General features: G+C 67.0%; 22 protein-coding genes and 1 pseudogene. 13 read left to right on the top strand and 10 right to left on the bottom strand.

Annotated features, from left to right (window positions below; translation table 11 throughout):
- The 3 genes from nuoL (at position 1) to nuoN (ending at position 5,230) form a co-directional block, all read left to right on the top strand.
- The gene (gene nuoL / locus QJS31_RS32305; protein WP_372341743.1) at positions 1-1,890 is read left to right on the top strand and encodes an NADH-quinone oxidoreductase subunit L; all 1,890 of its coding nucleotides are present in this window, start codon (positions 1-3) and stop codon (positions 1,888-1,890) included.
- On the top strand, positions 1,887-3,506 hold the full coding sequence (locus QJS31_RS32300; protein ID WP_306358509.1) for an NADH-quinone oxidoreductase subunit M: 1,620 nt from the start codon (positions 1,887-1,889) through the stop codon (positions 3,504-3,506). Before nuoL ends, QJS31_RS32300 begins: the two co-directional genes overlap by 4 nt.
- 185 nt (positions 3,507-3,691) lie before the next feature.
- Positions 3,692-5,230, top strand: a complete 1,539-nt coding sequence (gene nuoN / locus QJS31_RS32295; RefSeq protein ID WP_372341747.1) for an NADH-quinone oxidoreductase subunit NuoN — start codon at positions 3,692-3,694, stop codon at positions 5,228-5,230.
- A gap of 76 nt (positions 5,231-5,306) precedes the next feature.
- Here nuoN and QJS31_RS32290 read toward each other — a convergent pair whose 3' ends face one another.
- Positions 5,307-5,558, bottom strand: coding sequence for a hypothetical protein (locus tag QJS31_RS32290; protein WP_306358507.1), 252 nt, complete (start codon positions 5,556-5,558; stop codon positions 5,307-5,309).
- Positions 5,559-6,060: 502 nt separating this feature from the next.
- Between QJS31_RS32290 and QJS31_RS32285 the strand changes: the two genes are divergently transcribed.
- The 8 genes and pseudogenes from QJS31_RS32285 (at position 6,061) to QJS31_RS32250 (ending at position 12,770) form a co-directional block, all read left to right on the top strand.
- Entirely contained in the window at positions 6,061-6,945 is an 885-nt protein-coding gene (locus QJS31_RS32285) for a hypothetical protein (protein WP_306358506.1), read from the top strand.
- A gap of 56 nt (positions 6,946-7,001) precedes the next feature.
- Positions 7,002-7,104 (top strand): annotated as a pseudogene (locus QJS31_RS32280) (resolvase); the annotation flags it as partial.
- An 848-nt stretch (positions 7,105-7,952) separates the two neighbouring features.
- Positions 7,953-8,798, top strand: coding sequence for a hypothetical protein (locus QJS31_RS32275; protein WP_282777684.1), 846 nt, complete (start codon positions 7,953-7,955; stop codon positions 8,796-8,798).
- Positions 8,799-8,943: 145 nt separating this feature from the next.
- On the top strand, positions 8,944-9,555 hold the full coding sequence (locus tag QJS31_RS32270; RefSeq protein WP_282777682.1) for a hypothetical protein: 612 nt from the start codon (positions 8,944-8,946) through the stop codon (positions 9,553-9,555).
- Complete coding sequence (locus QJS31_RS32265) at positions 9,552-9,869, top strand: hypothetical protein (RefSeq protein ID WP_282777680.1); 318 nt, start codon at positions 9,552-9,554, stop codon at positions 9,867-9,869. Before QJS31_RS32270 ends, QJS31_RS32265 begins: the two co-directional genes overlap by 4 nt.
- A gap of 127 nt (positions 9,870-9,996) precedes the next feature.
- The gene (locus QJS31_RS32260) at positions 9,997-11,184 is read left to right on the top strand and encodes an NAD(P)/FAD-dependent oxidoreductase (RefSeq protein WP_306358505.1); all 1,188 of its coding nucleotides are present in this window, start codon (positions 9,997-9,999) and stop codon (positions 11,182-11,184) included.
- Between the two features lie 142 nt (positions 11,185-11,326).
- Positions 11,327-12,157 carry an RNA polymerase sigma-70 factor gene (locus QJS31_RS32255; protein ID WP_372341746.1) on the top strand — a complete coding sequence of 277 codons (831 nt, stop codon included), beginning with the start codon at positions 11,327-11,329 and terminating at the stop codon, positions 12,155-12,157.
- A 61-nt stretch (positions 12,158-12,218) separates the two neighbouring features.
- Positions 12,219-12,770 (top strand): dihydrofolate reductase family protein, encoded by a 552-nt coding sequence (locus tag QJS31_RS32250; RefSeq protein ID WP_282777674.1) that lies wholly within the window; start codon positions 12,219-12,221, stop codon positions 12,768-12,770.
- Between the two features lie 8 nt (positions 12,771-12,778).
- Here QJS31_RS32250 and QJS31_RS32245 read toward each other — a convergent pair whose 3' ends face one another.
- The 6 genes from QJS31_RS32245 to QJS31_RS32220 form a co-directional block, all read right to left on the bottom strand.
- Positions 12,779-12,904 carry a hypothetical protein gene (locus QJS31_RS32245; protein ID WP_306358503.1) on the bottom strand — a complete coding sequence of 42 codons (126 nt, stop codon included), beginning with the start codon at positions 12,902-12,904 and terminating at the stop codon, positions 12,779-12,781.
- 44 nt (positions 12,905-12,948) lie between these two features.
- A complete protein-coding gene (locus tag QJS31_RS32240) occupies positions 12,949-13,590 on the bottom strand; it encodes a class I SAM-dependent methyltransferase (RefSeq protein WP_282777672.1) in 642 nt (213 codons plus the stop codon).
- A 38-nt stretch (positions 13,591-13,628) separates the two neighbouring features.
- Entirely contained in the window at positions 13,629-13,760 is a 132-nt protein-coding gene (locus QJS31_RS32235; RefSeq protein ID WP_255056020.1) for a hypothetical protein, read from the bottom strand.
- 623 nt (positions 13,761-14,383) lie between these two features.
- Positions 14,384-15,583 carry a DUF418 domain-containing protein gene (locus QJS31_RS32230; protein WP_282777668.1) on the bottom strand — a complete coding sequence of 400 codons (1,200 nt, stop codon included), beginning with the start codon at positions 15,581-15,583 and terminating at the stop codon, positions 14,384-14,386.
- A 580-nt stretch (positions 15,584-16,163) separates the two neighbouring features.
- Positions 16,164-16,307 (bottom strand): hypothetical protein, encoded by a 144-nt coding sequence (locus QJS31_RS32225; protein WP_306358502.1) that lies wholly within the window; start codon positions 16,305-16,307, stop codon positions 16,164-16,166.
- 199 nt (positions 16,308-16,506) lie between these two features.
- Entirely contained in the window at positions 16,507-17,658 is a 1,152-nt protein-coding gene (locus QJS31_RS32220) for an epoxide hydrolase family protein (protein ID WP_306358501.1), read from the bottom strand.
- 164 nt (positions 17,659-17,822) lie between these two features.
- Here QJS31_RS32220 and QJS31_RS32215 point away from each other — a divergent pair, with 164 nt between their 5' ends.
- Both QJS31_RS32215 and QJS31_RS32210 read left to right on the top strand, forming a co-directional pair.
- Complete coding sequence (locus QJS31_RS32215) at positions 17,823-18,413, top strand: TetR/AcrR family transcriptional regulator (protein WP_306358500.1); 591 nt, start codon at positions 17,823-17,825, stop codon at positions 18,411-18,413.
- Positions 18,410-19,252 (top strand): alpha/beta hydrolase, encoded by an 843-nt coding sequence (locus tag QJS31_RS32210; RefSeq protein WP_306358499.1) that lies wholly within the window; start codon positions 18,410-18,412, stop codon positions 19,250-19,252. The genes QJS31_RS32215 and QJS31_RS32210 overlap by 4 nt, the downstream gene beginning before the upstream one ends.
- An 89-nt stretch (positions 19,253-19,341) precedes the next feature.
- Here QJS31_RS32210 and QJS31_RS32205 read toward each other — a convergent pair whose 3' ends face one another.
- The 3 genes from QJS31_RS32205 to QJS31_RS32195 all read right to left on the bottom strand — a co-directional run bounded on the left by QJS31_RS32205 (position 19,342) and on the right by QJS31_RS32195 (position 21,743).
- Entirely contained in the window at positions 19,342-20,076 is a 735-nt protein-coding gene (locus QJS31_RS32205) for a hypothetical protein (protein ID WP_306358498.1), read from the bottom strand.
- A gap of 199 nt (positions 20,077-20,275) precedes the next feature.
- Entirely contained in the window at positions 20,276-21,055 is a 780-nt protein-coding gene (locus QJS31_RS32200) for an acyl-[acyl-carrier-protein] thioesterase (protein ID WP_282777656.1), read from the bottom strand.
- Between the two features lie 112 nt (positions 21,056-21,167).
- Positions 21,168-21,743, bottom strand: a complete 576-nt coding sequence (locus QJS31_RS32195; protein ID WP_306358497.1) for a DUF308 domain-containing protein — start codon at positions 21,741-21,743, stop codon at positions 21,168-21,170.
- Positions 21,744-21,772 lie beyond the last annotated feature (29 nt).

The following is a 21,772-nucleotide window of genomic DNA, read 5'->3' as shown; positions in this document are numbered from 1 at the left end:
ATGGATACGCAGACGATGACGCTGTGGCTGCTGCCCGCACTGCCGCTGGCCGGTGCCGTATTCCTGCTGTTGGTCGGACGATTCAGCGACAGGTGGGGCCACTGGGTCGGCACCCTTTTGGCGCTGGGTTCGTTCGGCGTCGCCGTGTGGGCGTTCGTGGAAATGCTCGGCCGCGCCGACGGCGACCGTGCCGTGCACCACGCCTTCTTCAGCTGGGTGCCGGTCACCGGGCTGAATGTCGACTTCGCCCTGCAACTCGATCAGCTGTCGATGTGCTTCGCACTCCTCATCACCGGAGTCGGATCGCTCATCCACCTCTACTCGGTCGGCTACATGAACGGCGATCCGGGGCGGCGGCGCTTCTTCGCCTACCTGAACCTCTTCCTCGCCGCCATGCTGGTGCTGGTGCTCGCCGACAACTACCTGGTGCTGTACCTGGGCTGGGAGGGCGTCGGCCTCGCCTCCTATCTGCTGATCGGCTTCTGGTACCACAAGCCGTCGGCCGCGACCGCCGCCAAGAAGGCGTTCGTGGTCAACCGGGTCGGCGATATCGGCCTCGCCATCGCGCTCATGATCATGTTCGCGACCTTCGGCAGCGTGGACTTCCAGACCGTGTTCGGGGCCGCGTCGGCGGCGGGCGAGGGCACCCTCACCGCCATCGGCCTGCTGCTCCTGCTGGGCGCGTGCGGCAAATCCGCGCAGGTGCCGCTGCAATCCTGGCTCGGGGACGCCATGGAGGGCCCGACCCCGGTGTCCGCGCTCATCCACGCGGCCACCATGGTCACCGCCGGTGTGTACCTGATCGCCCGATCCAACGCCATCTTCGACCTGGCACCCGGCGCGCAGGCCGCGGTGATGGCGGTCGGTGCGGTGACGCTGCTCTACGGCGCGATCATCGGCTGCGCCAAGGACGACATCAAGAAGGCCCTGGCCGCCTCCACCATGAGTCAGATCGGCTACATGGTGCTGGCGGCGGGATTGGGGCCGGTCGGTTACGCCGCGGCCATCATGCACCTGCTGACGCACGGCTTCTTCAAGGCCGGGCTGTTCCTCGGAGCCGGATCGGTCATGCACGCCATGAACGACGAAACCGATATGCGTCGCTACGGCGGCCTGCGCAAGATCCTGCCGATCACCTACATCACCTTCGGACTCGGGTACCTGGCGATCATCGGGGTGCCGCCGTTCGCGGGCTTCTTCTCCAAGGACCGCATCATCGAATCGGCCTTCGCCTACGGCGGCTGGGGCGGCTGGGTGACCGGTATCGCGGCGCTGGTCGGCGCGGGCGTCACCGCCTTCTACATGACCCGCGTCATGCTGCTCACCTTCTTCGGCGAGAAGCGCTGGCACGAAGACGCGCACCCGCACGAAGCGCCGGTGAGCATGACCGGGCCGATGAGCCTGCTGGCGCTTGGCTCGGTCGCCTCGGGCGCGATGCTGGCTTTCGGTTCATCACTGCAGAATTGGCTCGCGCCGGTGGTCGGATCGCATCACGGTGAACCCGTGCTGCCGATCTGGATGATCACCTTCTTCGCCCTCGCGGTGGTCGCGGCGGGTGTGTGGGTGGCCTACGACCAGTACGCCACACGAGAGATCCCGGTGCTCGCCCCCGCGGGCAACGCGCTCACCGTGGCCGCGCGCCGCGATCTCTACCACGACACCGTCAACGAGGCCGCGTTCATGCGGCCGGGCCAGCACCTGACCCGTTCGCTGGTCTTCGTCGACAATCGCGGGATCGACGGCCTGGTCAACACCACCGCCGCCGTCATCGGTGGCCTGTCGGCTCGAATCCGGCGCGCGCAAACCGGATTCGTGCGGTCCTACGCCCTGTCCATGTTCACCGGCGCGGCCCTGGTGGCCGCCGCCCTGCTGGCGGTGAGGTACCTGTGAGCGAGTTTCCTTGGCTGACAACGCTGTGGGTGACACCGCTCGCCGGTGCCGCGCTCACCCTGCTGATACCCGGAGCCTGGCGCACCGCCGCCCGCGCCTGGGCGCTGCTCGTCTCGCTCGGCACCCTCGGCATCGGGATCTGGCTCGCCACCCGGTTCGTGCCCGGTGGTGAGCACTTCCAATTCGTCGAATCACACGAGTGGATACCGGCTTTCGGGGCCGGATACACCGTCGGCATGGACGGCATCGCCCTGGTGCTGGTGCTGCTCACCGCCGGATTGGTGCCGCTGCTCATCCTCGCCGGATGGAACGACGAACGCGCGGTGGGCAGCGGACCCCGGGTGACGCACTACTACATGGCGCTCACCCTGGTGGTCGAGGCCATGGTGCTGGTGTCCTTCACGGCCCTGGACATCCTGCTGTTCTACGTGTTCTTCGAAGTGATGCTCATCCCGATGTACTTCCTCATCGGCGGATTCGGGCCGCGCATCACCGATGTGGCACTGCGGCAGCAGCGCTCCCGGGCGGCGGTGAAATTCCTGCTGTACAACCTGTTCGGTGGGCTGATCATGCTGGCTGCGGTGATCGGGCTGTACGTGCTCACCGTGCGCGAGGGCATCGGCGGCGAGAACGGCACCTTCGACTTCCGGGCCGTCATGGAGGCCGCCAACACCGGACAGCTCGGGGCCGGACCGGCGGTGCTCAACGCCATCTTCCTCGGCTTCATGTTCGCCTTCGCGGTGAAGGCCCCGCTGTGGCCGCTGCACACCTGGCTGCCCGATGCCGCCGTGGCCGCCACCCCGGCCAGCGCGGTGCTCATGATGGCGATCGTGGACAAGGTCGGCACCTTCGGCATGCTGCGCTACTGCCTGCTGCTGTTCCCCACCGCCGCCTCGGATTACGCGCCGATCATCAGCGTGCTCGCGGTCATCGGCATCATCTACGGGGCCCTGCTGGCCATCGGGCAGACCGATGTCATGCGGCTCATCGCCTACACCTCGATCTCGCACTTCGGCTTCATCATCCTGGGCATCTTCGCCATGACCAGCCAGGCCGGATCCGGGGCGACGCTGTACATGGTCAACCACGGCATCTCGACGGCGGCGCTGTTCCTCATCGCCGGATTCCTGGTGTCGCGCCGGGGCACCCGCGTCATCGCCGACTACGGCGGGGTGCAGAAGGTCGCGCCGATCATGGCCGGAACGTTCTTCATCGCCGGACTGGCCACCCTGTCGCTGCCCGGACTGGCGCCGTTCGTCAGCGAATTCCTGGTGCTCGTCGGCACTTTCACGCGCTACCCGGTCGCGGCCGTCTTCGCCGCCAGCGCACTGGTGCTCGCCGCGCTGTACGTGCTGTGGATGTACCAGCGCATGATGACCGGGCCGGTGAAGGAGGGCAGCGACAAGATCTACGACCTGCTGCCGCGTGAACTCGCGGTGGTGGTGCCGTTGATCGGAGCGCTGATCTTCCTGGGGGCGTACCCGAAACCGGCGCTGGACGCCATCGACCCGGCCGTGGCGCGCACGCTCACCACCATCGGAAAGCAGGATCCGGCACCGGCCGTGCAGCCCGAGGCCGCGACCGAATCCACGCACAGCGGAGGTGCACACAAGTGAGCGGTACTCCCCTTTTCGCAGCGGTACCTGATTCGCTGCTCGCCGCGGTATCCGATGCGCGGCTCACCGCGGTATCCGAAGCGCGGCTCGCCGCGGTATCCGAAGCGCGGCTCGCCGCGGTATCCGAAGCGCGGCTCGCCGCGGCCGTCCCCGCGCCCAGCATCGAGTACCGGGACCTGTCCCCCATGCTCATCGTCTTCGGCGTGGCCGTGGTGATGGTGCTGGTGGAAGCGTTCCTGCCCAGGCGGTTCCGCTATGGCTCACATCTGGCGCTCGGCCTCGGCGGTCTGGCGGTGGCGCTCGGCGCGGTCATCGGACTGCGCGGCACCGAGGCCACCGCCGTGGTCGGCGCGGTCGCCATCGACGGGGTGACACTGTTCCTCCAGGGCACGATCCTGGTGGTGTCCATCCTCGGCCTGCTGCTGCTCGCCGAGCGGCGCGCCGACCGGAATCCGGTGCGCCGGGAAGGCCCCGGCACCTGGAGCCTGGCCGCGTCCCAGGGCGTGGACGCCTTCACCCCGCAGGCCGCCGCCACTCCCGGCAGCAGCGACGAACTCGCGGCCGCGCGGGCCGGTGTCGCCACCACCGAGGTGTTCCCGCTGGCCATGTTCGCGGTGGGCGGGCTCATGCTCTTCCCGGCCTCGAACGACCTGCTCACCATGTTCGTGGCGCTCGAGGTGCTGTCGCTGCCGCTGTACCTGCTGTGTGGGCTGGCCCGGCGGCGGCGTCTGCTCTCCCAGGAAGCGGCGCTGAAGTATTTCCTGCTGGGGGCGTTCTCGTCGGCGTTCTTCCTGTACGGCATGGCCCTGCTGTACGGCTACGCGGGCAGTGTGCGCCTGTCCGGCATCGCCGAGGCGATCTCGCGCGACGGCGGTGAGCGCACGCTCGCCATTCTCGGCGTGGCCATGCTGGCGGTCGGCCTGCTGTTCAAGATCGGCGCGGTGCCGTTCCAGTCCTGGGTGCCGGACGTCTACCAGGGCGCGCCTACTCCGGTCACCGGCTTCATGGCCGCAGCCACCAAGATCGCCGCGGTGGGCGCGCTGCTGCGCGTGCTGTACGTCGGGGTGCCCGGGCTGCGGGACGACTGGCGGCCCATCCTCGCGGCCGTCGCCATCGCGACCATGATCGTGGGCGCGGTACTGGCCATCACCCAGACCGATATGAAGCGCATGCTCGCCTACTCGTCGGTCGCGCACGCGGGCTTCATCCTCACGGCGCTGGTGGCGGCGAATACCGCGGGTATCTCGTCGGTGCTGTTCTACCTGGCCGCCTACGGCCTGGGCACCATCGGAGCCTTCGCCGTGGTGACCCTGATCCGCGACCGCAACGGCGACGAGGCGACCACGCTGTCCGCTTGGGCCGGGCTCGGCCGCCGCTCCCCCTGGCTGGCCTCGATCTTCGCGCTGTTCCTGCTCTCCTTCGCGGGCATCCCGCTCACCAGCGGTTTCATCAGCAAGTTCGCGGTCTTCGAGGCGGCGGCGTCGGGCGGAGCCACCCCGCTGGTCATCGTCGGCGTGGTCACCAGCGCGGTGGCGGCGTTCTTCTACGTCCGCGTCATCGTGCTCATGTTCTTCACCGACCCGCCGGAGGACCCGCCGACGCTCGTCTACCCGACCCTCACCACCACCGTCATCGCCGCCACCGCGGCTGCCACCCTGGTACTCGGCATCTTCCCGCAGCCTCTGCTGGATCTCGCCGAGCAGGCGGCGGTGTTCACCCGTTAGCCTCTCTCACACACACATCGGGCCCGCCGCGATCGTCGCGGCGGGCCCGATGTGTTCGACGGCGGTGCCGGCTGCACTAGACGGGCGTGCATTCGATGCTGGAGTACTTGGCCTCCCCGCGCCATTCCGTCTTGGCCAGCCCCTTGGCCGCGCGCACACCGTACTTCGACTCGACGGTCAACGGACCGAGCTGCTCGCCGCCCCACGACTCGGCGGTGCAACTGTAGGTCTGCACCCGAGCCTGCGCGGTGCCCGAGGCGGCGAACCCGAACATCGGCATCATGGCCATGACGGCCACCGGCAATCCCACGAGGTATCGAACTCTCACCAACTGCTCCTCACGTACCGAGCTGAACGAACGCCGCCCATCCTCACACAGCCGCCGCTGGGCCGTGGGGTGTGCGCTGCAAATGGTGTGAGCCGGGGATACCGGCAGCGACCACACTTCGTTCCGAAGCCGAAAGGGACTGCTGCACGATCGGGTGACAGCGGTTAGGCAGCTCGAAGGGATACGGCCCCCATGGCTGGGAAGGTCTCTCAGGGAATGAGTGTCGGGTGCTGCCACAATGGGCCGCAAGCAGCGGAGGACGCGGCGCGTTCGGGCCATCTTGACAACCTTTCCGTCGTGACGCTGTCAGTCGGAGAAAGGTTCGAGGTTATGCAGGGGCAGTTGCGGTACGGGGGGGAATATCGGCCCGGGCAAGTTCGACTCCGCAGTCGTCGCGGCGCGCATCATCCCGCTGTCGGAGCTCATGCATATCCCAGGATTCATCGATCTCACGCCGGAGCAGATGTGGCGTGTCACCCACACGTCAGCGAACATGCAGTGGGTGTCACGGCCGGTGTACTGGATGCAACGCGGCCGAAGTGCCGCAATGCTGACAGGGATCGACCCCGACTACCAGGTCGAGCAGGTGCAGTTGGAGAACCGGGTGCGATCGGACCTGCACCGCGCAGTTTCATCGGCCGCCGCAGGCGAGTCGCAGTTGCTCGACCAGCTCGAATACGGTGCCCCAACGATGGTCTCGGGCACGCACAAACTCGAGGAACTGTTGGGTGGCGATCGAGGCGACGGCCCGATCGTGTTCATGTTCGATGTGCCGGACGCCCATGCGACCGAACCGTTCCACGAGATCGACACGGCAGGCGATCGTGAGGAGCGAGTACGGTTGGCGCTGCGACGCTGGAATTCCGATTTCCTGGACCTGGTGCCGGATTTCGCCGCCGAACTGCATGCCCGACTATGTGACGTGCACGTCTGCCGATGGCACTCGGAGGGTCAGGCTCTGCTCTATTTCGTCGAAGACGCCGATGGCGACACGGTGGTATGGGTGGGATGGGATCCGCACACCTTCACCGGACCGACGCCACCGTTCTGGGAGACGCTGCCACCGGCGGTGCACCGGTTTCTCACGGATGTGCACCCTGGGTTCACCATGCTCGACGGCGAATCCTACGGCCTTGCCCAGCCGTCGCATATGTCGACTTTCGCAACATGGGCGGGCTGGCTGGGTGCCATCCCCGACTGGAACCGCGAGGATGTCATCGACTCGACAGAGATGCTGTGGTTGACAGGCAACGGCTTCGACACCGCCTTGTGTTCGTCGCCCGAACTGGCTGTCGGTGAAGTAGCGGTGCTTTTCGAGAATGATTTCGACATCCGCGAACTGGGCAAGGAATTGGACACTTTGATGCGCTCGGCGCTACGCCTGTAGCCACCACGTGGTCACCTGAGTTTGCTGGGCAAAGTAGCAACGGTGTTGCTGCGTCGCTGTTCCTGCAAACCCTCGCGATGGTCGCAGGATTCGAGGCCAACCTCAACCACCTACGCACCCGCGAGGGCATGGGCAAGGCCCGCGCGAAAAGCCGCCTCAGAAGCCGCCATTTCTCTATCAGCGCTTCCCGGCGCTGGGAAGCGCCGACGGATTGAGATCGCCCCTCCTGCGGGAGGATCAGGTGCATGGCACGGCCTCCTCGAGACGAGGATTCGGTCTCGTTCGGGTAGTGCCGGAGGGATGGGGTTGCTGTGGATCATTTCGAAATCGGCTGCTGGGCCGCGGTATCGACGCTGCTGGGTCGTCATGAGTCCGAGATCGAGCGGGCGCCATGCGAGAACTGAAGCCGCAGCAGCGTGCCAGGTGGCCGCGAGTTGCAGACATCCGACTTGCCGGATGTCCGTCGCGCAAAGCGCCCGGCGAATCCCGGATAAACCGCTTTCGTCGGGATGGGATTTCACTGTCGGAATCAAGTGATCCAGCTTTGCCGCACACTCGTCGAGGCGCATCGTGACGCCCGGAGGCGCAGGCGAGATCAGCAGGATTGTCGACCGGATTCTGGCCGTACAGGGTCCTTTCACGCCGGACTCTCTCTCCGAGGCGTGCTCGGTCACGCTGCTCGAGGTGCCCTGCACCAATCCTCACGTGCGCGAATTCGAGGCACACCCCGAGACGGGTCCATTGTCGACAATCACCTTCCGTGGATCTCGTACGTTGTCCGGTCCCCCGAAGGGCTTGGTGACAATGCATGTCTCGGCGGGATGCCGAATCACCCAGACCGATCTCACGACTCGTTTCCACCTTTCCTCCGAGCAGGTCAGCGTCAACCCTCGGATACCACCAGAGGGAATCATCTCGTTCCAGGAGAGGCGCGGTCCCAGAACGCTGTACCTACAGTTCACCGCGGGAGCTAGGACGCTTCGCGCAATCAGCGTGCACGAGACGCCATGAGCCGAGTCTCGCAACTCGTCGAAGAAATCGCCGGCCGTACCAGCAACCTGCTGCGGCGGGCCGGCGAGGGCTTCGTCACCCGCTACCGGGCCGGCAGCGGCGGACTGCGCAACACGGCTACCGGGCTGAACAGCGCTGATCAACGCAATGCACCGAAGTTCACCTGGGAGCGTGCTTCGACGATCGCATGGACGACCTCCGCTGGATTGTGGGGCTACCAGATCCTGGCCAGTGACAGCGCAGGACAGGCGGGACCTTCCAGCGACGGACCGGTTCAGGAAGTGGACGCGCTCGTCGAATTGTCTCCCACGCTGGAGAAGGCTTTGCAGGATTTGGAAGCGGATGGCTGGATCATTCGATGGGGACCGAAAGGCAGCGGATTTTACGCGGTACGAGATCAAAAGTTGATCAACATCGACATCGCTGTGAAGGGAGACAATCTGCTGCTGACAGATTACCTGGCTCATGAGGCCGGACACGCCAGGAAGAGCGACGTAACCCTTTCGATAAAGCCTCCTACAAAGGATATGACACGCGAGCAGTGGATAGATGAGCATCTGTACAATGCATTCGTCGATGAAGCCGAGGCTGAACTAATGTCCGCGCAGGTGCGGAGAGAAATCTCGGAGAACGGCGGTCCGGATATCCGACCTTTTGACAGAGGCGGAGACGGCATACAATTCGCCGTCGAGGTCGCCTACAATAGCCATGCCAGTGGCGCGATATCCCGCCAAGAGGCGCGTCTCATAATCGCCGACAGCATCAACCACCCGAATTCGTTTTGGTATCAGGAATACTATCCCTTCTATCAGAAACTGTCTGACAACTACTTCGGAAATTAGGTGCCCGATGGAATATGAGCGAGCGACACATTCGTCGGCAGATGAGGCCCGCACCCGGACCCGTAGTCCACGGTGACGGCGGTCGGTGATGACGGGTGGGCCTGGGGAACAGGTATTGCGGCAGTTGAGGCGGATAGCGGCCGACATGGTCATACTTCTCAGCCGCCAGACCGGTCCTCACCTGCACGGCACACTGGGCGACCTGGCCGAGGAGGTCCGCGCGGCACGCAGCAGAATCGCCAGTGCCGCCGAGCGGGGCGGGCGTGAGATCGAGAAAGCCGGTGAGGGGCTGAGTCCCGATGGCACGGGATCGAATCCACTCGAAGACAGTGCCCCGGCACCGCCGCTTCTGATAGACCGGTCCATTCCAGGTCAGCGGTACTATAAACAAGATCCGACGAGTCCGCGGCTCTATTCCGAAGGCACAGTGGGCCCGGGCGGCGAGCTCTACATGACCATTCGAACCCAACTGGAAAATGGGCAGCGCTCGGAACTATTGAAGGGCGCAGAGCAGTTCCGGGCCATCATGAAATTCTTTGAAGGTAAATTCACCTCGATACTGGGGAACTGGCAGTGGGGTTCAAATCTCGCCCGCTTCAACGAACTCACCGCTCGCGGATTGTCATCAGAGGTCGCGGCGGCGCAGACATGGACGGGGAAGCAGGCAGCAAGCGCAGGCTATCGAGCAGTACGACTCCTGAACGCTCAGGGCGATCCTGGATCGTACACAACCGTGGAGGTAGAGTTCACACGATGAACGATCGTGATCCGATTTTAGACAAACGGGAAATAGGCGAGCGGACAATTGCACTGGTAATCCAGATGCACCAGGGGGGCCTGTCCCCCTCTCGAATTCTGCGAGAGATCATCAGCCTTTACCCGAACGTATCGACACCCGAACTGATGGATGTGATGCGGAGCGCATTCTCCCTACCCTACCCAGCGGTTCAGTGCATCGGGGGCTGGTGGACGGATGGGACTGGTGAACTTTCCGACACCGAACTCGATGCCTTCTTGGTCGAAGAAATTTCCAAGGCATTACCGCAATGGGGCAACGATAGCGGTGAATGATCGAAACCCGCCGGTCCGGAACCCCGTGAACACGCGTCGGTGCCGCGAGTGATCTGAGTCACATCGCGTCAGGAAACTCGGGACTGCGGTGTCTGGTGCGTGAACCCCTCGGAGTGAAGGAGACATCATGGGCGAGAACATCGATGTGGTCGTGGTCGGCGGCGGGTACGCCGGGATCATGGCGGCCAATCGCCTGACCCAGCGCGACGACGTGACGGTGACCGTGATCAATCCACGGTCGGTCTTCGTTCCGCGGCTGCGACTGCATCAGCTGGTGGGCGGTACCCACGACGCGGTCGTCGAATACCGGGACGTGCTCGCCGAGGGCGTCCGGTTGGTCGTCGACAACGTCACCGGCATCGACGCGGCCGGACGCGGCGTGACGCTGGCCGAGGGCGGCCGGATCGGCTACGACTATCTCGTCTACGCGGTGGGCAGCGGCAGCGCGGGGCCGCGGGTACCGGGCGCGGCCGAGTTCGCCTATCCGATAGCCACATTGGAGGCGGCGCGGCGCTTGCGCTCGGCGCTGTTCGACACGCCGATGTCGGCGGCGGTGACGGTGGTCGGGGGCGGGCCGACCGGGATCGAGACCGCCGCGGAACTGGCGGAGCAGGGGCGCAGCGTCACCCTCATCTGCGGTGGTGACCTCGGGCCGTATCTGCACCCGCGGGCGCGCCGCACCGCGCGCACGTACCTCACCAAGCTCGGCGTCGGCCTGCTGGAGGGTCCGGATACCGCGGTCGCCGCGGTGACGTCGGACGCCGTGGAACTGCGGGACGGTCGCACCCTGGCGAGCCGGGTCACCATCTGGACCGCGGGGTTCGGGGTGCCGGAGCTGGCCGCGCGCAGCGGTCTGCGCACCGATGCCGCGGGGCGACTGCTCACGGACGAGACTCTGACCAGCGTGGACGATGAGCGGATCGTCGCGGCGGGTGACGCGTCTGCACCCTCGGATCTGCCGTTCCGAATGAGCGCCTACGCGGCGGGCTGCCTGGGCGCGCACGCCGCCGACACCGTCCTGCACCGGATCGCGGGTGAGCGGCCGACGCCGATCGACCTGTCCTTCCCCGCCATGTGCATCAGTTTCGGCCGCCGCGCCGGCATCTTCCAGCTCGGTCGCAAGGACGACACCGCACTGCCGCTGTACTTCACCGGATTCGCGGGCCGCACACTGAAGGAGTTCTCCTGCGCCGCCAGCGTCGAACATCTGGTGACGGAGGCGGACAAGCCCGGTTCGCACCACTGGCCCAAGGACGGCAGGCATCGACCGGCCCTGCTGGCCCAGCGCGGCGACGCCACGGCACCCGTCGCATAGGACGGGAGCGAACCCGATGGACACCACGCGCGAACCCGGCCGACCCCGGCGGTCCGGCGTGCCCGCCGACCCCCGCATCGCCGTCGCCGCGACGGAGACCTTTCTCGCCCAACGCAATTTGCTGTTCACCGTCGCCTATGAAATGCTCGGCTCGGCCGCCGACGCCGAGGACGTGCTCCAGGAGACGTGGCTGAGCTGGGTGAAGGTGGACGCGGCGGAGGTCGCCGATCCGCGTGCCTACCTGGTGCGGATCACCACCCGGCAGGCACTGAACCGACTGCGGTCGTTGAAACGCCGCCGGGAATCGTACGTGGGGTCCTGGCTGCCGGAGCCGCTGCTGACCACCCCGGATGTGGCGGCGGATGTTGAACTGGCCGAAAGCGTTTCGATGGCGCTCATGCTGGTACTCGAGACGCTGACCCCGACCGAGCGGGCCGTGTTCGTGCTGCGCGAGGCTTTCGGGATCGGCTACGACGAGATCGCGGCCGCGGTGGACAAGACCCCCGCGGCCGTGCATCAGATCGCCCATCGCGCCCGCCGCCACGTCGAGGCCCGACGTCCGCGCCGCACGGTCACGGCCGACCAGGCCGAGGCCGCCGTCGAGGCATTCCGGCACGCCCTGGAAACGCGGGACCTGAGCGGACTGCTCGCGGTGCTCGCCCCCGACGTGGTGGCGATCAGCGACGGCGGCGGCATCAAACAGGCGTCTCCGCGGCCGATCCACGGCGCCGACAAGGTATCCCGCTTCATCGTCGGCGGGCTCACCAAGACGCTCACCACCACCGATATCACGATCACCGTCGAGCCGGCCACGGTCAACGGCGGTCCCGCACTCGCCCTGTACGCGGACGGCGAACTCGACGGCGTCATCGCCGTCCACGTCGAGGATGCGCACATCACCGGCCTCTTCTATGTCCGCAATCCGCGCAAACTCACCCACGTCGACTCCGAAACCCACCTCACGCTTCGATGATGTACACGGGAGGTTGCACGAGCACCGATGAATGTCGAGCCCGCGGGAGGTCTACCGGATTATGCGGAAACTTGTCTACACCTACGGTGTATCCCTGGACGGCTACATGAACGACCGCGACGGCGGCATCGGCTGGACCACCCCGGACGACGAACTGCACCAGTTCCACAACGACCGCTTCCGCGAGCTCGAGATCTCGCTGCACGGCCGTCGCATGTACGAGCTGATGGCCGACTACTGGCCGCACGTCCCCGAGGACGCTCCACCCATCGAACGCGATTTCGCCGAGCTCTGGACCGGCAAACCGAAGGTCGTCTTCTCCCGGACCCTGACCGAAGTCCACTGGAACAGCACCCTGGTTCGAGAGAACGGGGTCGAGGAGGTCCGCGCGCTCAAGGCGGGAGGCGACGGCGTCATGGAGGTCGGCGGCGCGAGTCTGGCCGCCGCACTGCTCCCCCACGGCCTCATCGACGAGTACCAACTGTTCGTCTCGCCGATCCTGCTCGGCGGCGGCACTCCGATGTTCCCGCCCCTTGACAAGCACATCCCGCTGCGCTTGGCCGAAACGCGACACTTCAGCACCGCGGTACTGCTGCGCTACCTCGCCGAGTGAACCCTCGTTCAGACCGGGATGAGCCGTGTCCTGAACCCCGCATCGCCGTTCTCGGAGCCGGATACGCCGAATCCGATGTCGGGAGCGGCCTGCTGCGGCTGCATCAGCTCGCCATCGGGCAGCGATTGCGCCACCCGGCCGGAAGCGCCACCGAGCGACGGTGTTTCGGCGGCGTGGCCTATCCCGCGAGCCGTTCGACCGTCGCGAGCCAGGCGGGTGCGCCGTCCGGGGTGAATCGGGTTTCGATGATCTCCGGTGCGATGTCGGCGACGTGCCAGTCGGGGTCGTGGTCGAAGGGGGCTGCCAGCGCGTCGCGGCTCACGGGGTGCGGGCCGAGGTCGGGGCCGTTGTCGCCGAAGCAGAGGATGAACAGTCGGGAGCCGGGGGTGGTCACCGATGTGAGGCTGTGCGCGTAGGCCGTTCGCTCGTCGGCGTCGAAGGTGTGGAAGAGGCCGCTGTCGACGATGGTGTCGAAGGTGCGGTGCAGCAGGTGCAGCCGGAAGGCGTCGGCCACGGCGAATTCGGCGTGGAGTCCACGGGCGGTCGCCTTGCGCCGGGCCATGGCGATGGCGGTCTCGGCCACGTCCACGCCCAGGACCGCGGCCCCGGCAGCGGCGATGTGGAGTGTGTTCTCACCGGTTCCGCAGCCCGCGTCGAGGACGGTGCGACCGAACGCCCCCGCCGCCGCCAGCCGTACGATTGCCGGCTGCGGGCGACCGGTGTCCCACGGGGCGGGTTCGTCCCGATACGACTCGTCCCAGGACAGGCCCGACCGGCGTTCGTGACTGGTTGGCTGCCGATCCGCCAGCGGTTCGTTCACGGTGCTCCCATCCGGCCACCGCGCCCGGCCGACGCTCGTCAGGACAGGTCCGCACCCCGGTCCCGCTGAACCTGCTTCCAGAGCGCGAGCGGCATGAAATCGTAAGCGGTGCCCAGGATTACCGGCTCCGGGAACACCTGTTCCGGCTGATTCTGCAGATGCACGCTCAAGACGTGCACCTCACCGTCGATCCGGCACCACCGAGCTTCGTGGCCGTTGCACTTGGTGATATGTGGGCCCGGTTCGTCGGCGCGCCCCATCACACGCCCCTATCCCTCCGCTGTGCGATCAGTCCGCAGCCATCGCCGCGATACGGCACGGCGGCTCGAACTACCTGTGCTTGTTCAACATACCCGCAGCGGATCGAGGTTTCCACGTGTCGGGCAGATAGGAGGTCGGCGCGGCGATGCTCAGCCGACGTCGACCGTGGCGGCGAAGGCCAGCAGCAGCGTCGCGATCGTCTCCGGATCCTCCAGCATGGGGGTGTGACCGACGTCGGCCAGCGTCAGTGTGCCCGTCCTCGACTCCGAAGACGACCAGCATCGGAATAGTCATGCCCGCCAACCGGTTCGGGATCGGACGTGCTCCGCGATAGCGCCTGGACTCCGCAGCCGAGTCGGTGAACGACGTGTAGGTCATGGCGCGGATATCGACGACGACATCGTCCGGGATCTCGATATCGCGGGGAAAGGGCTGTCGAGCCCGTCGCGGATGGCTGCGTCGGTGCGCGGGCAGCGTAAACCCATCGCGCCGAGGCAGCGCCGGGCGAACGCGGTCTCGGATACGGGCCGAATCAGCGGTTCGGCGCGGCGGCGACCTCTCGTCGCCAGCGCGGCCACTCCCGGTAGGTGGCCGCGCGCAGCAACCACTCGACCGGACCGTAGCCGTGACCGCGCAACCACCACGCGCTGAACCGCAGCTGCATCAGGTAGGTCAACAGCGCGATACCCACCGCGACGGCGGGGGCGACCCGATCCGCCAAGGCCAGCCCGTACCCGGTGAACACCAGCATCATCACCACCGATTGCAGGATGTAGTTGCTCGCCGCCATGCGACCGGCCGGGGCCAGCCACGCGATCCCGCCCGCCCAGCGGCCGCGCGCCAACCAGACGACGGCTGCCATGTAGCCGAGCGTCACCACCGGATTCACCAACTCCTGCACGCCGTACCAGTGCGGGGGCAGACTGCCGTCCGTGGCCGCGAAGAAGAGGGTCGCGAGCGATACCGGCAGCCCGACGAGCCCGCCCGCGGCGAGCCCTACGCGCGTCCAGCGGCGCAGCAGGTCGGCGTTCTCGAAGATCCGCCGCTTCCCGGCCGCCATGCCGATGAGGAACATGCCCAGGCTCGGAACGCCCTGCGTGAGCCAGATGAGGAACATGAACGCCGGCGCGATGTCGAGTTGGGCGTGGAAGGTGTCGGCGGGACTGCCGGTGTATCCGGCCCGCATGGCCTGGAGGTCGAAGACGGCACGCAGACCTTCGATTTCGCCGCTGCCGGGCAGGAAGGAGAACGCCACGAACACCAGGTACAGCACCACGCCCGCGATGAACGCCGTCCGGGGCCGGATCTTGCGCAGCAGCACCAGGATCAGCCCCAGCGCCGCGTAGAGGGTGAGGATATCGCCGAACCAGAGCAGCATCACGTGTGCGAGACCGATCAGGAACAGGGCCAGGCACCGCCGTAGCAGCCGTGGCACCGGCCGCGCTCGCGCCCGCTCGGCCGCCGTGATCTGCAGCGTGAACGAGTAACCGAACAGGAAGGCGAACAGCAGGTAGAACCGGCCGATGAACAGCCCGTCGACGATCGCGTAGACGAACCGGTCGATCGTCCCGTCGTAGAGGTGACGCGGGTCGTCGTCCGTGCCGGTGAACGACAGCACCGTCGTGAGGACCACGACGTTGGTGATCAGGATCCCGAACAACGCGAATCCCCGCAGAATATCGATTTCTCCGATACGGCGAACACTGGACGATGCGGCAGGCGAACCGGACATGGGGCAACGCTATGTCCCACCACCCACTCTCACATCCACCGCGCGGGTCAACCGCGACACCGCCATCTGATACCTCGGGACTACGAGCCGCATATGAAGGGGTTCCGGTAGTAATCGCGCGGAAGCCAACACATGGGGCCGGACCAGCAGCGATTGCTTTGTGATCGGTTCGGGGTTGCCCACCGCACTCTTATGTGTGACTGTCTGCAACACATTTGCCGGTCGGTGTGGACCACGGAGCGTGATGTCGCTTCTTCGTGGGTGCGCGCCGGGTCACGAAGGAGTTCCCGAACTGGCCGCCGCGGTCGAGGGCGCGACGCGCGTCGGACCGATCCGGGTATTGCAGAAGTGGCACAGTTATTTCCGTGCGTCAGCGGGGCCCGGCTGGGCGTTGGTCGGCGACGCCGGGCATTTCAAGGACTACTCCCTGGGGCAGGGGCAGTCCGATGCGTTCCGCCAAGCCGAACACCTGGCCCAGCGGCTGATCGACGGCCTGTCACCCGGCGGTGACCTCGACGAGGAACTCGCGGCATGGTGGCGTTGGCGCGACCGCGACGCCTGGCAGATGTATTGGGCCAAATCACTTCTCGGAGAACCGCAGCTGCCCGACGGTTCGGCCGATGCCCTGTTCGAGCTCGCCGCCCGCGATGACGCGCTCGCCATGGACTTCGCCCGCATCTTCAACAAGAAGGTCACTCCCCTGCGGCCGCGGCCGCGCCGCCACGGCTGGCACGGTTCGCGCCCGGGGTGCCGCGTTCCCATGTCGGGCTCGCGCCGGCCGAACTGTCGCGCAACGCGCAGGCCAGCGCCGAGTTCCTCGCGTTCAGCATCCAGTTGCTGGCCCGCCATCCGCGCACACCGTGGTCCCGCCGATACCGGAGCGCGATGCGCCCGGCAGCCTGAGCACCCGTCGCCACCGGAATTCACCGGCGCAGTAGCCGGAAGACGGTGCGGATGTCGTCGACGAACAGATCGGGGACTTCGAAGGCGGGGAAGTGCCCGCCCTCGGCGTGTGCGCGGAAGAAGGCGACGGCGTCACCGGCGCCGAGAACCTTACGTACGAACGGATCGCTGTAGAACAGGGACTGGCCTTGGGGCACCGGCGAGGACCCGCCCCAACCGGTGTTCTCGGCATGCGCCATCTCCCAGTAGAAGTCGGCGGCCGCGGGCCCGGTCCGGGTGAACCAGTACAGGCTGGCGGTGATCAGGACGTTCTCCCGGCTGATCGGGGTCGCGGGATTGGCCCACTCCACGAACTTCTCCGCGATCCACGCCAACTGCAGGATCGGGGAATCGGCCAGCCCGGCCGACAGCGCGTTGGGTTCGGTCGAATGCAGCACCCGATACCCCTTCATCTGTGCCCAACTCCGTTGCGCCGCTTCGAGTTGCTTGCGCTCCTCGGCGTCGAGTCCCACGGGAACGGGGAGGTCCTCGCCGACCATCCCGACCTGGAGCCGGTCACCGTGCGTATGGGCGCCGATGACCCGCGCGGGCAGCAGCGCGGCGACTCGGCCGGTGACCCCCGCGCCGATATCGCCGCCCTCGACACCGAAGCGGTCGTAGCCCAGCCGCGTCATCAGCTCCCCGAACGCCGACGCCGTCCGGTCGAGGTTCCAGCCGCCCGCCGAGAGCGGGCTCGAGAACACGAATCCGGGCAGCGACGGAATCACCAGATGGAAGGCATCCGCCGGGTCGCCGCCGTGGGCGCGGGGATCGGTCAGCGGCCCACTCGCGGCGAGGAACTCCACGAACGAGGTCGGATAGCTGTGGTTGAGCAGCAGCGGGGTGGCGTCGGGTTCGGGTGAGCGCAGGTGCAGGAAGTGGATGGTCTGCCCGTCGATCTCGGTCACGAAATGCGGCAGCGTGTTCAAGTCGGCTTCGTGTGCGCGCCAGTCGAATCCGTCGGCCCAGTACGAGGCCAGCTCGCGCAGGTAGTCCGGTGCGATGCCGTGGTCCCACCGCGAGCCCGCGCCGGGCACCGGATACGGCGAACGGGTGCGGGCCAAACGGTCACGCAGATCATCGAGCTCAGCCTGCGGAATCTGAATCCGGAAGGGAATGATGTCGGCGTTCATGACCTCAACCTAGAGTCGCCGCAGGTCGGAAACTGTCCTAGATCAGCAACCCGACAGGTGTGTCGTGCGGCACTGCCGCACCCTCGACATGCGGCAGGGCACGCATACTTCGAACCTAATTGTGTTAGGTTGAAACCTAATAGTCATAGGAAGAAGGGGGTCGCATGTCCCCGCGCGCAGGGCTCAGCGCCGAGCGAATCACCAGCGCGGCGGCCGAACTCGCCGACGAGATCGGGTTCGACAAGGTCACCCTGTCCGCCGTCGCGCGGGGCTTCGGCGTCAAGGACCCGAGCCTGTACGCACATGTGCGCAATCTGCACGACCTGCGGGTGCGTATCGCGCTGCTGGCATCGGGTGAGATGGCCGATCGCATCGCGGCGGCGGTGGCGGGACGGTCGGGGCGGGACGCGCTGTTCGGGTTCGCCGGGGCTTATCGCGGCTATGCGCTCGACCACCCGGGCCGCTACGCCGCCACCCAGATGCGCTTGGACCCTGCCGAGGTGGGCGACCACCCCGCCTTTCTGCGCACGATCGAACTCACCACCGCCCTGCTGCGCGGGTACGGACTCGACGAGCCCGCGGCCACCGACGCGGTTCGCCTGCTCCGCAGCACCTTCCACGGCTTCGCCACCCTGGAGGCGGCCGGCGGCTTCGCCCACCCCCGCCCCACCGACACGTCGTGGGAACACATCCTCGACGCCCTGCACCGCACACTCGAGCAGTGGCGGCACACCGATAAGGAGCACGGACAATGAGATCCGGGACGGTTCGATCCGGCACCCTGAAAACCCCCGGCGCGACCATCTACTACGAGGTGCGCGGCAGCGGACCGCTGGTGCTCATGATCCCCGGCGGCGGTGGAGACGCGGGCGTCTTCGACGCCATGGCCGAGGTCCTCGAGCGGCATTTCACCGTCGCCGCACTCGACCCGCGCGGCTACTCCCGCAGCACCCTGGACAGCGGTCACCCGGAGCGACAGCGGGTTGCCGTGCAGAGCGACGACGCCCACCGGCTGCTCGCGCACCTGAGCGATGAGCCCGCCTTCGTTTTCGGCACCAGCAACGGTGCCATCGTCGGCCTGGACCTGCTGGCCCGCCATCCCGAGCAGGTGCGGACACTGGTCGCACACGAGCCGCCATGCTTCGCCGTGCTGCCCGATGCCGAGGTCCATCGCGCCATGACCGACGAGGTGTACGACCTCCTGCGGGTCGAAGGTGTCGCCGCCGCCGGGGCCCGCTTCCTCGCCGGAATCGGCCCGGCTATGAAGCCCGCACCCGAGGTCTCGGAGCTGAGTCCGCGCGCCGCGGCCCTCTGGGATCGCCTGGCGGCCAACGCTCCGCGCATGATCGAGCACGAGTTGCGCGAATTCACCTCCTACGTCCCGGATTACGCCGCGCTGGCGGCAGTGTCGGAGCGACTGGTGTTGGCGGCGGGACGGGAGACCCGAGGCTGCCTGCCGTACCGTCCGGCCGAGCTGATCGCCGAGCGTCTCGGCCGCGAGCTGGTCGAATTCCCGGGGGCGCACAACGGGACCCGAACCGACGCGCCCGAATTCGCCGGGCGGCTCATCGGCGCGTTCACGGCGACCGAGTGACCGTGCGACGAGCCGGCATTCGGAGATACGAGCGCACGCGGCAGTGCGGGCGGCGTGCCGCTGGTGGCAGGACGGCTCACGTGTCGAAGTCACCGATCGGGTAGGGAAAGTCGGCCATCGTCACCTTGACGATAGCGAACGGCTCGACCTCGGTCGTCGCCCTCAGTTCCGGGGGGGCGGGACACGTCCAGGGGATGCGGCCAGCCCTCGGGAGCGCCCAACTCGACCTGTTGGAAGTGCCTCCTGTCGATGACGTGGACATGGGCGGTGAGGTCGCGGAAGTCGTCGGTGCCAGCGCCTTTGACCTTGTATCCGCCGCCATCCTCGTCGAGACCGTATGCGAAGAGGGATCGTCCCTTGAACAGCCCCATGAAGATGGGTATGTCGAAATGGGTGTCAGCGCAGACGGCGGGTGGACCGTCGGGGTAGCGTCTTCCGGCCTCGTCACCCCAGCTGGTCTGACGCGGTTCGAGGGTGCGGATCGCGTCGCGGGTGCCGTGGAAGACGATCCGGTCGCCGTATCGTGCGACCAGATCCTCCAACGCCTGGCGCCCGCTGAGCATGAGAGGCCCGTCCGCATCTACGTCCGGCACACCGGACGAGGACTGCGGCCGCTCGGAGTCCGGCTGTGTGGCAGCGGTATTCCGGTCCGTGTGTGGCCCCGAATCACTCCGGTCCAACTCGGATGCGAGCTGCTTGTCCGTGGCTGTGGCCCCTTCCAGGGCGACCCGTGTCTCCTGCGGGAATTGGCCGTACATCGCGCTGATTCGCGGAGCCGCTCTGGCGACAAGCGCGTCGGCGAGGCGTTTGGCCGCGTGCAGCATTCGCGCGATGATCTCGCCGCCGCCAGACCCGCTCATCGAGGTTTCCTGTCGCTGTGATCGAACTGGTCAGGCAGCGAGGTCGCCGGTGACGAAGTCGACGCCACCCACGCACCCTAAACGGCTGGCAATCGGACCGCATCCCCGGTCCACCCCACTGCGGCACCAGCCGGAATCCGTGCCCGGCGGGTGATGCCAATCCTCAGGGCAGGGCGGCGACGCTGGCGAGAGTCCGTGCGGTGCCGTCGATTTCGAGCTGTATGTGCAGGTCGTTCGTGCCGCGCCAACTGTGCATGGTCACGTCGTTGCCGGACATGACCGGGCCGACGTGTTCGACGATGGCGCGGTGCGGTCGCGCGTGCAAATCCGGATGGTCGGTCAGGGCCTCTTCCACGGCCTGCCAGTGCACGGCGTTGTTCACGTGGTCGTGGCGGTCGAAATCGGTGGCGCGCAGGGGGAAGGGGCGGGCGTCGGTGGCGGGGGTGGTCTGCTCGTGCAGCGCGGCCTTCCAGCGCAGCCGGTGTTCGGTGGTCACCGCCAGCATGGGCGACATGAATCGGTCGGTCATGCGGGCCGGACGTCCCGCCTGCGGGTCCACATTGATCAGGAACTGCTCGACCTCGACGACGCCGCCCTGATCGCTGTGGATCTGGATGCGCGCGTTGAACCAGCGGTTGGACAGCGCCGACGGCCAGCGCCGCAACCGCACCCGGTCGCCGAACCGAATGGGCCGCAGCACGTCGATCACCGTGCGCCGCACCAGCCAGGCCGGATGCAGATGCCCGTCCTCGGCGGCGCGCAACTGGTCGTAGCCGATATCCATGGCGTAGCGCGCGATGCCGTCGAGACGCAGCCGCTCCCGAGTATCGGTGTCGGCCAGGCGGACCGCCCAACTCGCCTCGTACGCCTCACCGTCCGGGCGCGGCGGCAGCGGGAAGTCGATCACCGGTTGTTCGGTGCGGTACGCCGTTTCGGTCGGCAAGGGTTCCTCCGTCTGATGGATGGTGGTCGGTCACCGGATCGCGATCTCGCCCGGAACGCTACCCGCAACCATTGGGCATCCCAAGGATCTCCGGAGGCCCCGCTGGGACGGATCAGTACGTACCGACGATCTGATCGGCGGTGCGCTCCAGCCGCACGGCCGTCAGCACCTCGGAGACGCCCAGCGCGAGGGTGAACAGGCCGACCACCACCGACAGGGTGGCGATGGATTGGAACGGCACCACGGCCACCGCGATGCCGACGACCGTCGTGGTCAGTCCGACCGCTTCCTGCCGTCCCGCGCCCGCGAGTTCGTCCGACCAGGCCGCTACCAGCGCCAGCACCACACCGCGCGCCATCCAGCCCATGCCCACCCACATGCCCAGCAGCGGAACCCATTCGCCGCTGCCGAAGCACCAGTACGCCAGGGCGGCCGCCAGCAGGGCGCTGAAGAACTCCAGGAACCGCAGCGCGGTCGGTATGTTCGCACCTAATGCAACGATCGCCTGCACCGCCGCGGTGGCGAGGAGGACCAACCCGAACAGGGTGCCCGCCACGGTGGTGGACTTGTTCGGCCAGACCGCCGTCGCCAGCCCGAGCACGGCGGAGCACACGCCGATCACCAGCAGTGTCTGCCAAGCCCACTCGGCGAACACCGCGGTACGCCCCTCGATCCGATTGGTGGGCATAGAGCAATGATATGACCGGAAAGTCGGAT

This window comes from Nocardia sp. CC213A (assembly GCF_030766805.1).
GTDB lineage: Bacteria > Actinomycetota > Actinomycetes > Mycobacteriales > Mycobacteriaceae > Nocardia > Nocardia otitidiscaviarum.
The sequence above is the reverse complement of the archived record's forward strand: the minus strand, read 5'-3'. Positions and strand labels throughout refer to the sequence as shown.